Source organism: Burkholderia sp. Tr-20355, from assembly GCF_017104685.1.
Lineage (GTDB): Bacteria > Pseudomonadota > Gammaproteobacteria > Burkholderiales > Burkholderiaceae > Burkholderia > Burkholderia seminalis.
Genome location: NZ_JAAGPK010000256.1, coordinates 1 through 7504 on the forward strand (window position 1 = coordinate 1; position 7504 = coordinate 7504).

Sequence of the window (7504 nt, forward strand, 5' to 3'; positions counted from 1 at the left end):
GGCCGCGCCGCGCGCACGCGGCCCGTCGCCGCGGAGGCCGTCGTGAACGCGACCCGCTCGCGCCTGCCGGCGCTGGCCGCCGCGATCGCGCTGCTCGCCGGCTGCGAACGCTCGACGGGTAGCGGCACGACCTACCAGGGTTATGTCGAAGGCGAATTCGTGTACCTGTCGTCGTCGCAGTCGGGCACGCTCACGCAACTGGCGGTCGAGCGGGGTCAGGCCGTCGCCGCCGGCACGCCGGCGTTCTCGCTCGAAGCCGTCAGCGAAACGGCCGCGCTGCGCCAGGCGCAGCATCAGCTCGAGGCCGCACGCGCGCAGCTGGCCGACCTGCAGACCGGCAAGCGTCCGCCGGAAATCGCCGTCACGCAGGCGCAGCTCGCGCAGGCCAGCGCACAAGCTGCGCGGGCCGCCGCGCAACTCGCGCGCGACGAACGCCAGTACGCGGCCGGCGGCCTGTCGAAGCAGCAACTCGACGATTCGCGCACGGCCGCGCAGACGACGGCCGCGCAGATGCGCGAGCTGCAAAAGCAGGTCGACGTCGCGCGCCTGCCGGGCCGCGCGCAACAGGTCGCCGCGCAAGCCGCACAGGTCGACGCCGCGCAGGCGGCCGTGGCCGAAGCGCAATGGAAGCTCGACCAGAAGCGCGTTGCCGCGCCGGGCGCCGGACGCGTGTACGACACGCTGTACCGCGTCGGCGAATGGGTGCAGGCCGGCAACCCGGTCGTGCAGATGTTGCCGCCGCAGAACCTGAAGGTGCGCTTCTTCGTGCCGGAAGCGGCCATCGCCTCGCTCGCGCCGGGGCACACGGTCGCGATCCATTGCGACGGCTGCGCGGCCGACGTACCCGCGCGCATCACCTATGTGTCGAGCGAGGCCGAATACACGCCGCCCGTGATCTACAGCAACGAGAGCCGCACCAAGCTCGTGTTCATGATCGAGGCGCGCCCCGCCGCGGCCGATGCGCCGAAGCTGCATCCGGGCCAGCCCGTCGCCGTGAGCGTGCGATGAACGCGCCGCCCGCCCCGTACGCGATCGACGTCGACCGGTTGAACAAGCGGTTCGGCGACAAGCACGTCGTGAAGGACGTGTCGCTGCGCGTCGCGCGCGGCGAGATCTTCGGTTTTCTCGGACCGAACGGCAGCGGCAAGACGACGTCGATCCGGATGATGTGCGGATTGCTCACGCCGGATGCGGGCAGCGGAACCTGCCTCGGCTACGACATCGTGCGCGACAGCGCGCAGATCAAGCGGCGCGTCGGCTACATGACGCAGCGCTTCTCGTACTGGGAAGACCTGTCGATCCGCGAGAACCTCGACTTCGTCGCTCGCGTGTACGGGATGCGCGACCGCAAGGCGGCCGTCGCGCGCGCGCTCGATGGGCTCGGCCTCGCGAGCCGCGCCGATCAGCTCACGGGCGCGCTGTCGGGCGGCTGGAAGCAGCGCCTCGCGCTGGCCGCGTGCATGCTGCACGAGCCCGAGCTGCTGCTGCTCGACGAGCCGACCGCCGGCGTCGACCCGGCCGCGCGCCGCGATTTCTGGGAGGAGCTGCACCGGCTCGCCGCGCGCGGGATCTCGGTGCTCGTCAGCACGCACTACATGGACGAGGCCGAGCGCTGCCACAAGCTCGCGTACATCGCGTACGGCGAACTGCTCGCGCAAGGCACGTCGGCCGAGATCGTCGCATCGCAAGGGCTTGCGACCCGCGCGATCGCCGGCGAGCACCTGACCGAATTGTCCGCGCGGCTGCGCACGATGCCGGGCGTCGACCAGACGGTCGTGTTCGGCTCGGCGCTGCACGTGAGCGGCCGCGACCGCGCGCGGCTCGACGCGACGCTCGAACAGGTCGCCCGCGATACGCCGCTGCAGGTCGTGCCGATCGACACCGGGCTCGAGGACGTGTTCATCTACATGATGGGCCGCGCGTCCGCGCCGCCCGGCCGGGTGTCGCCATGAACGCGTGGGCGGGCCTGCGCGGATCGTTCTCGGTCGCGCGCTGGTGGAGCATCGTGCTGAAGGAGTTCCTGCAGCTGCGCCGCGATCGCGTGACCTTCGCGATGATCGTCGGCGTGCCGATCATCCAGCTCGCGCTGTTCGGCTTCGCGATCAACACCGATCCGAAGCACCTGCCGACCGCCGTGATCGTCGCCGACGGCAGCCCGTTCGCGCGCAGCTTCATCGCCGCGATGCGCAATTCCGCGTACTTCGACATCGTCGACACCTTGCCCGACGAGGCGGCCGGCCGCCGTGCGCTCGCACGCGGCGACGTGCAGTTCGTGCTGAGCGTGCCGGCCGATTTCTCGCGGCGGCTGCTGCGCGGCGAGCACCCGGCGCTGTTGGTCGAGGCGGACGCGACCGACCCCGTCGCCACGGCGTCGGCGATCGGCGCGCTGCCGGGCCTCGTGCAACCGGTCGCCAACAAGGACCTGACGGGGCCGCTCGCGCACCTGAACGGCCGCCCGGCCGCGTTCGACGTCGTGCTGCACCGGCTGTACAACCCGGAAGGCATCACGCAGTACAACGTCGTGCCGGGCCTGATGGGCGTGATCCTGACGATGACGATGGTGATGATGACGGGTCTCGCGATCACGCGCGAACGCGAGCGCGGCACGATGGAGAACCTGCTCGCGACGCCCGTGCGGCCGCTCGAGGTGATGACGGGCAAGATCGTCCCGTACGTGCTGATCGGGCTGATCCAGGTGTCGATCATCGTCGCCGCGTCGCGCTTCGTGTTCGACGTGCCGTTCGTCGGCGGCGTGTTCGCGCTGTACCTGTCGGCACTGCTGTTCATCGCCGCGAACCTGACGGTCGGCATCACGCTGTCGTCGCTCGCGCAGAACCAGTTGCAGGCGATGCAGCTCGCGGTGTTCTACTTCCTGCCGAACATCCTGCTGTCGGGTTTCATGTTCCCGTTCGCCGGCATGCCGAAGTGGGCGCAGGTCATCGGCAACCTGCTGCCGCTCACCTACTTCAACCGCCTCGTGCGCGGCATCCTGCTGAAAGGCAACGGCTGGGCCGACCTGTGGCCGTCCGTGTGGCCGGTCGCGCTGTTCACCGTCGTCGTGATGGGCGTCGCGCTGCGCTTCTACCGGCGCACGCTCGATTAGGCGGCATGCGATGACACCGGCCCCGCATCGCCCCTTCCGCACTGCCGCCGGCTGCGCATTGGCCGCCGCGGCGCTGCTCGTCGCCGGATGCGCGGTCGGGCCGGACTTCCGCCCGCCCGCCGCACCGGCCGCGCGGCAGTACACGCGCGGCGAGCTGCCCGCGACGACGGCCGCCGCCAGCGGCCCGGCCGGCGACGCGCAGATTTTCTCGTCGGCCGACCACACGCCGCGGCGCTGGTGGACACGGTTCGGCTCCGAACCGTTGAACCGGCTCGTCGACACCGCGTGGCAAAACAGTCCGACGCTCGCCGAAGCCCGCGCGCGGCTCGACGAAGCGCGGCAGAATCATGCGGCCGAAGCCGGCGCGACGATGCTGCCGCGTGTCGACGCGAACCTGTCCGCCACGCGCGAGCAAGTCGATACCACCGCGTTCGGGCTGCCGGCCAACGTGCCGAACCCCGGGCCGTTTACGCTGTACGAAGCGTCGGTCAGCGTGTCGTACGTGCTCGATGTGTTCGGCGGCAACCGGCGCGCGCTCGAAGCACTGCGTGCGCAGGTCGACTATCAGGCCTACACGCTCGACGCCGCACGGCTGACGCTTGCGGGCAACGTCGTCGCCACCGCGATCCTGCGCGCCTCGCTCGCGCAACAGGTCGCGCTCACGCGGCAGCTCGTCGACGCGCAGGCGCGGCAGTTGCGCATCGTCGAAGCGCGTTATGCGGCAGGCGGCGTGTCGCAAGCCGACGTGCACGCGCAACGCGCGCTGCTCGCGCAGACGCAGGCGTCGCTGCCGCCGCTCGCGGCCCGCCTCGGGCAGGCCGGCCACCGGCTCGCGATCCTGCTCGGCGCGGCGCCATCGGATGCCGTGCTGCCCGAACTCGCGCTCGATGCGCTGGCGCTGCCGCGCGCGCTGCCCGTCGCGCTGCCGTCGACGCTCGCCCGCGAACGGCCCGACATCCGCGCGGCGGAAGCCGTGCTGCATCAGGCGAGCGCGAACGTCGGCGTGGCCACCGCGAACCTGTATCCGCGTTTCTCGATTTCGGCGGGAATCGGTTCGGAGCGCACGCGCATCGCGGATATCGTCGGCGGGCTCAATGTATGGAATGTCGGCCTCGGTCTCACGCAGCCGCTTTTCCACGGCGGCGAACTGCGCGCGAGAAAGCGCGCGGCGGAGGCGGCCTACGACGCGGCATTCGCGAGTTATCGGGAAACCGTATTGCTGGCGCTTCAACAGGTGGCCGACGCGATGCGCGCGGTCGAACACGATGCGGCCGCCTTGCAGGCGCGGGACACGGCCGCACGGGAAGCGGCCGCCACCCATGCGATTGCCGGCGACCGCTACATGGCGGGCGGGATCGGCACGTTCGAGCTGCTCGATGCACAGCGGCAAGCGCTGCAGACGGCGCTCGACCGCACGCGCGCGCAGGCCGACCGGCTGGCCGATACGGCGGCGCTGTTCCAGGCGCTGGCGGGGAACTGGACGGACGAGACGGTGAAATGAACGAGACGGCAGCACCCATGAAAAAACCGGCCCGAAGGCCGGTTTTTTCATACCGCATGCCGCAAGCGGCGCTCGCGCGCCGCGCGACATCAGAAGCGGTGGATCAGGCCGACGCCGACGCCGATCTGGTTCTGCTTCGAACCTGCGCCCACGCCGTCGCCGATCGACGTCGTGGCCACCTGGACGCCGCCAGTCTTGCTCAGCGTGTTGCCGCTGGCGTGCTGGTAAGCCTCGACCGCGTACAGGCCCGTGCGCTTCGACAGGCTGTAGTACTGCGACAGCGTGACCTGGTGGTACTTGGCCGAGCTCGTGATGCCGTTCGACTGCGTTGCCGCCGTGTACGAGTAGCCCGCCGCGAAGTCCCACTGAGCCGCTGCCTTCCAGTGCAGCACGGCGCCAGCCGTGTTGAAGATCGCCGTGTTGCGGAACGACGAACCGACGCCCGGCGTGTACTGGACGTTCGAGTACGACGCCGAAATGTCCCATGCCGGCGTGAACTGGTAGCCCGCCGTCACGGCGACACGTTGCTGCGATTGCGCGGTCGCGTAGCCGTTGTTGATCGACGAGACTGCCGGCTGGTTGCCGTCGCCCGTTGCCGTCAGGCCGTTCTGGACCGTCGAGTTCGCGCCCCACGCGCCGCCACCCAGCGTCGCGTTGTTGACCTTCTGGTAGCCGACCGCGATGCCTGCCGGGCCGTTCAGGTACTGGATCGCCGCGCTCCACGTCGAGCCGCGGTTCGTCGCGCCTGCCACGCCGCCGAACGAGTACGAACCGCCGACCGTGAAGCCGTAGAACTTCGGCGACATGTAGACGAGCGAGTTGTTCGCGCGGTAGCTGGTATCCAGCGAATCGATATCGCCCGGGTGCGCGCCGTAATAGCCGGTCAGCCAGGTCGTCGGGCTGTACGGCGACAGCAGCGTGTAGTACGCGGTGTACTGGCGGCCGGCCGTCAGCGTACCGTACGTGGCGTTGGTCATCCCGACCCATGCCTGGCGCGTGAAGATGCCGTTGGTCCACTGCGACGAGCCGTTAGCCGTGTTGACGCCGGCTTCCAACTGGAAAATCGCCTTCGTGCCGCCGCCGAGATCTTCGCTGCCCTTCAGGCCGAAGCGGCTGCCTGCCCACACGCCGGTGGACATTTGCACCTTCGAGTGACCACCCGAGACCGCGCCGGTGCTCGACGAGTTGTTCTGCCAAGCGATACCGTTGTCGACGATACCGTACAGGGTCACGCTGCTCTGGGCGTGGGCGGCGGTAGCGGCTGCAAGGCCCACTGCCGTCATGGCGAAAGCGACGCGCTTTTTCATTGATTCTCCGTCCTCAAAGAATGATTTCTTTTCTGGTGTGGTTTTATGACTGACACATGTGCGAGTACATGCCGACGCGATTCTGACGGATTACCAATCGTTTCCCAACATGTGCAGTCGGTCATCGTATGATCGACGCAACGCGCGGGTTCACCAAGCGGTTACATAACACCTGAAAACGCTTACGCGGTGGGCCTTTCCGGCATTTCCCGGTGAAAACCCTAGCTTTACATTTTTACTGGTGCAACACGACCGTCCGATGTTGTCAGACGCCTTCGGCAAAAAATCATCTTACAAATGCGCGATCGCAGCTGACGCCGCGATTCACGCCGCCGCGCAGGATCGCTGACGTTCATGACACCCATGTTTCGCGAAACGAAATCATGAAAACGTTTCAGTTCGTGTGGGGAAAATCGGACAGGACGGGCCCGGCGAACGCGGGCCGAAGGGGATGCCGGCGCGCCGCGCCGGCGCGTGTCAGCGTGATGCCGGGCCGGCGAGCCGCGCGGCCACCGCGTCCGCCAGCGCGGTCGTGCGCGCCCGGATCGCCGCGTTCGAGCCGACCAGCGCGAGCGACGACGCCATGATCCGGTAGATGCGCTTTCTCGGCACCTTGGCCGGCTTCGCCGGATCGAGCCAGGCATCGTGGCCGGCCAGCAGCTCGAGCGTTTCGAGGCCGATCATGATCGGCCACAGGCACGCGAGCCGCAGCCGCACGAAACGGCGCGGGATCGCGAGTGTGTACCGGCACGCGTCGCGATACTGGTCGAGCGTCACGCGCAACAGGTCGACCAGCACGCCGCGCGCGCGCGCCGACGCGTCCGGTTGCATCAGGTCGGCCACGCTCAGCCCGTGCGCGCCCAGCACGTCGTCCGGCAGATAGCAGCGGCCGATGCGCAGGTCCTTCGCGCAGTCGCGCAGGATGTTGGTCATCTGCAGCGCCTTGCCGAACCGGATGCCCTTCCCGCGCATGTCCGGCAGGTCCCAGCCGCGCGCGGCGCGCGTGTGCGCGCCCGTCATGTCGGTCCAGAACTCGCCGACGCAGCCGGCGACGAGGTACGTGTAGCGGTCGAGCGCGTCGCGCGTCGGCAGCGACGCGACCTGCCCCGACTGCTCGTCGGGGAACGTGCGCAGGTCGAATTCCATCCCCGACGTGAGCGTCGCCACGACCTTGCGGATCGACGCGCGATCCGCATCCGGCTGCGCACGCAACAGCGCGAGCATCGGCGCCATCGAGCCGAGCAGCACATGCTCGTGCGAATCGGTCTGCATCCGCGTCACGTCCTCGAGCGCGCGCGACAGCGCCACGCCGTCGCCGAGGCGCTCGATCTCGTCGCGCAGGCCGGTCAGCAGCGCCGCACGGCGATCGGGCGCGACGAGCGCGGTGTCGGCGATCGTGTCGGCCGCGCGCGCGAGCAGGTACGCGAGGCCGACCGGGTCGCGCATGCCGTCGGGCAGCACGCGCAGCGTCAGGTAGAAGGAGCGGGAAACGTTCTTCAGCAGGTCGCCGAGCAGGAAGGCGGAATCGGTTCGAGTCGTCATGGGTCGGGGAAAATCGGCCGGCGCGGGCCCCGGACGCCCACGGGCGCCGGG

6 protein-coding genes are annotated in these 7504 nt (G+C 69.3%); 4 read left to right on the forward strand and 2 right to left on the reverse strand.

Annotation, left to right across the window (positions count from 1 at the left end; genetic code table 11):
* The first annotated feature begins 42 nt into the window (after nt 1-42).
* The 4 genes from G3N62_RS33380 to G3N62_RS33395 are packed head-to-tail and all read left to right on the forward strand — an operon-like array spanning nt 43 to nt 4604.
* The gene (locus G3N62_RS33380) at nt 43-1008 is read left to right on the forward strand and encodes an HlyD family efflux transporter periplasmic adaptor subunit (protein ID WP_124669367.1); all 966 of its coding nucleotides are present in this window, start codon (nt 43-45) and stop codon (nt 1006-1008) included.
* Entirely contained in the window at nt 1005-1952 is a 948-nt protein-coding gene (locus G3N62_RS33385) for an ABC transporter ATP-binding protein (RefSeq protein ID WP_034191508.1), read from the forward strand. Before G3N62_RS33380 ends, G3N62_RS33385 begins: the two co-directional genes overlap by 4 nt.
* The gene (locus G3N62_RS33390; RefSeq protein WP_124669368.1) at nt 1949-3103 is read left to right on the forward strand and encodes an ABC transporter permease; all 1155 of its coding nucleotides are present in this window, start codon (nt 1949-1951) and stop codon (nt 3101-3103) included. The genes G3N62_RS33385 and G3N62_RS33390 overlap by 4 nt, the downstream gene beginning before the upstream one ends.
* A 10-nt stretch (nt 3104-3113) precedes the next feature.
* Complete coding sequence (locus tag G3N62_RS33395; protein WP_124669369.1) at nt 3114-4604, forward strand: efflux transporter outer membrane subunit; 1491 nt, start codon at nt 3114-3116, stop codon at nt 4602-4604.
* 89 nt (nt 4605-4693) lie between these two features.
* Here the strand turns inward: G3N62_RS33395 and G3N62_RS33400 are convergent, their stop codons facing one another.
* Together G3N62_RS33400 and G3N62_RS33405 are read right to left on the reverse strand one after the other, a co-directional pair.
* Nucleotides 4694-5911 (reverse strand): porin, encoded by a 1218-nt coding sequence (locus G3N62_RS33400; protein ID WP_049034896.1) that lies wholly within the window; start codon nt 5909-5911, stop codon nt 4694-4696.
* Between the two features lie 477 nt (nt 5912-6388).
* Nucleotides 6389-7453: a phytoene/squalene synthase family protein gene (locus G3N62_RS33405; RefSeq protein WP_124608451.1), complete on the reverse strand. Its 1065-nt coding sequence runs from the start codon at nt 7451-7453 to the stop codon at nt 6389-6391.
* Nucleotides 7454-7504: the final 51 nt, after the last annotated feature.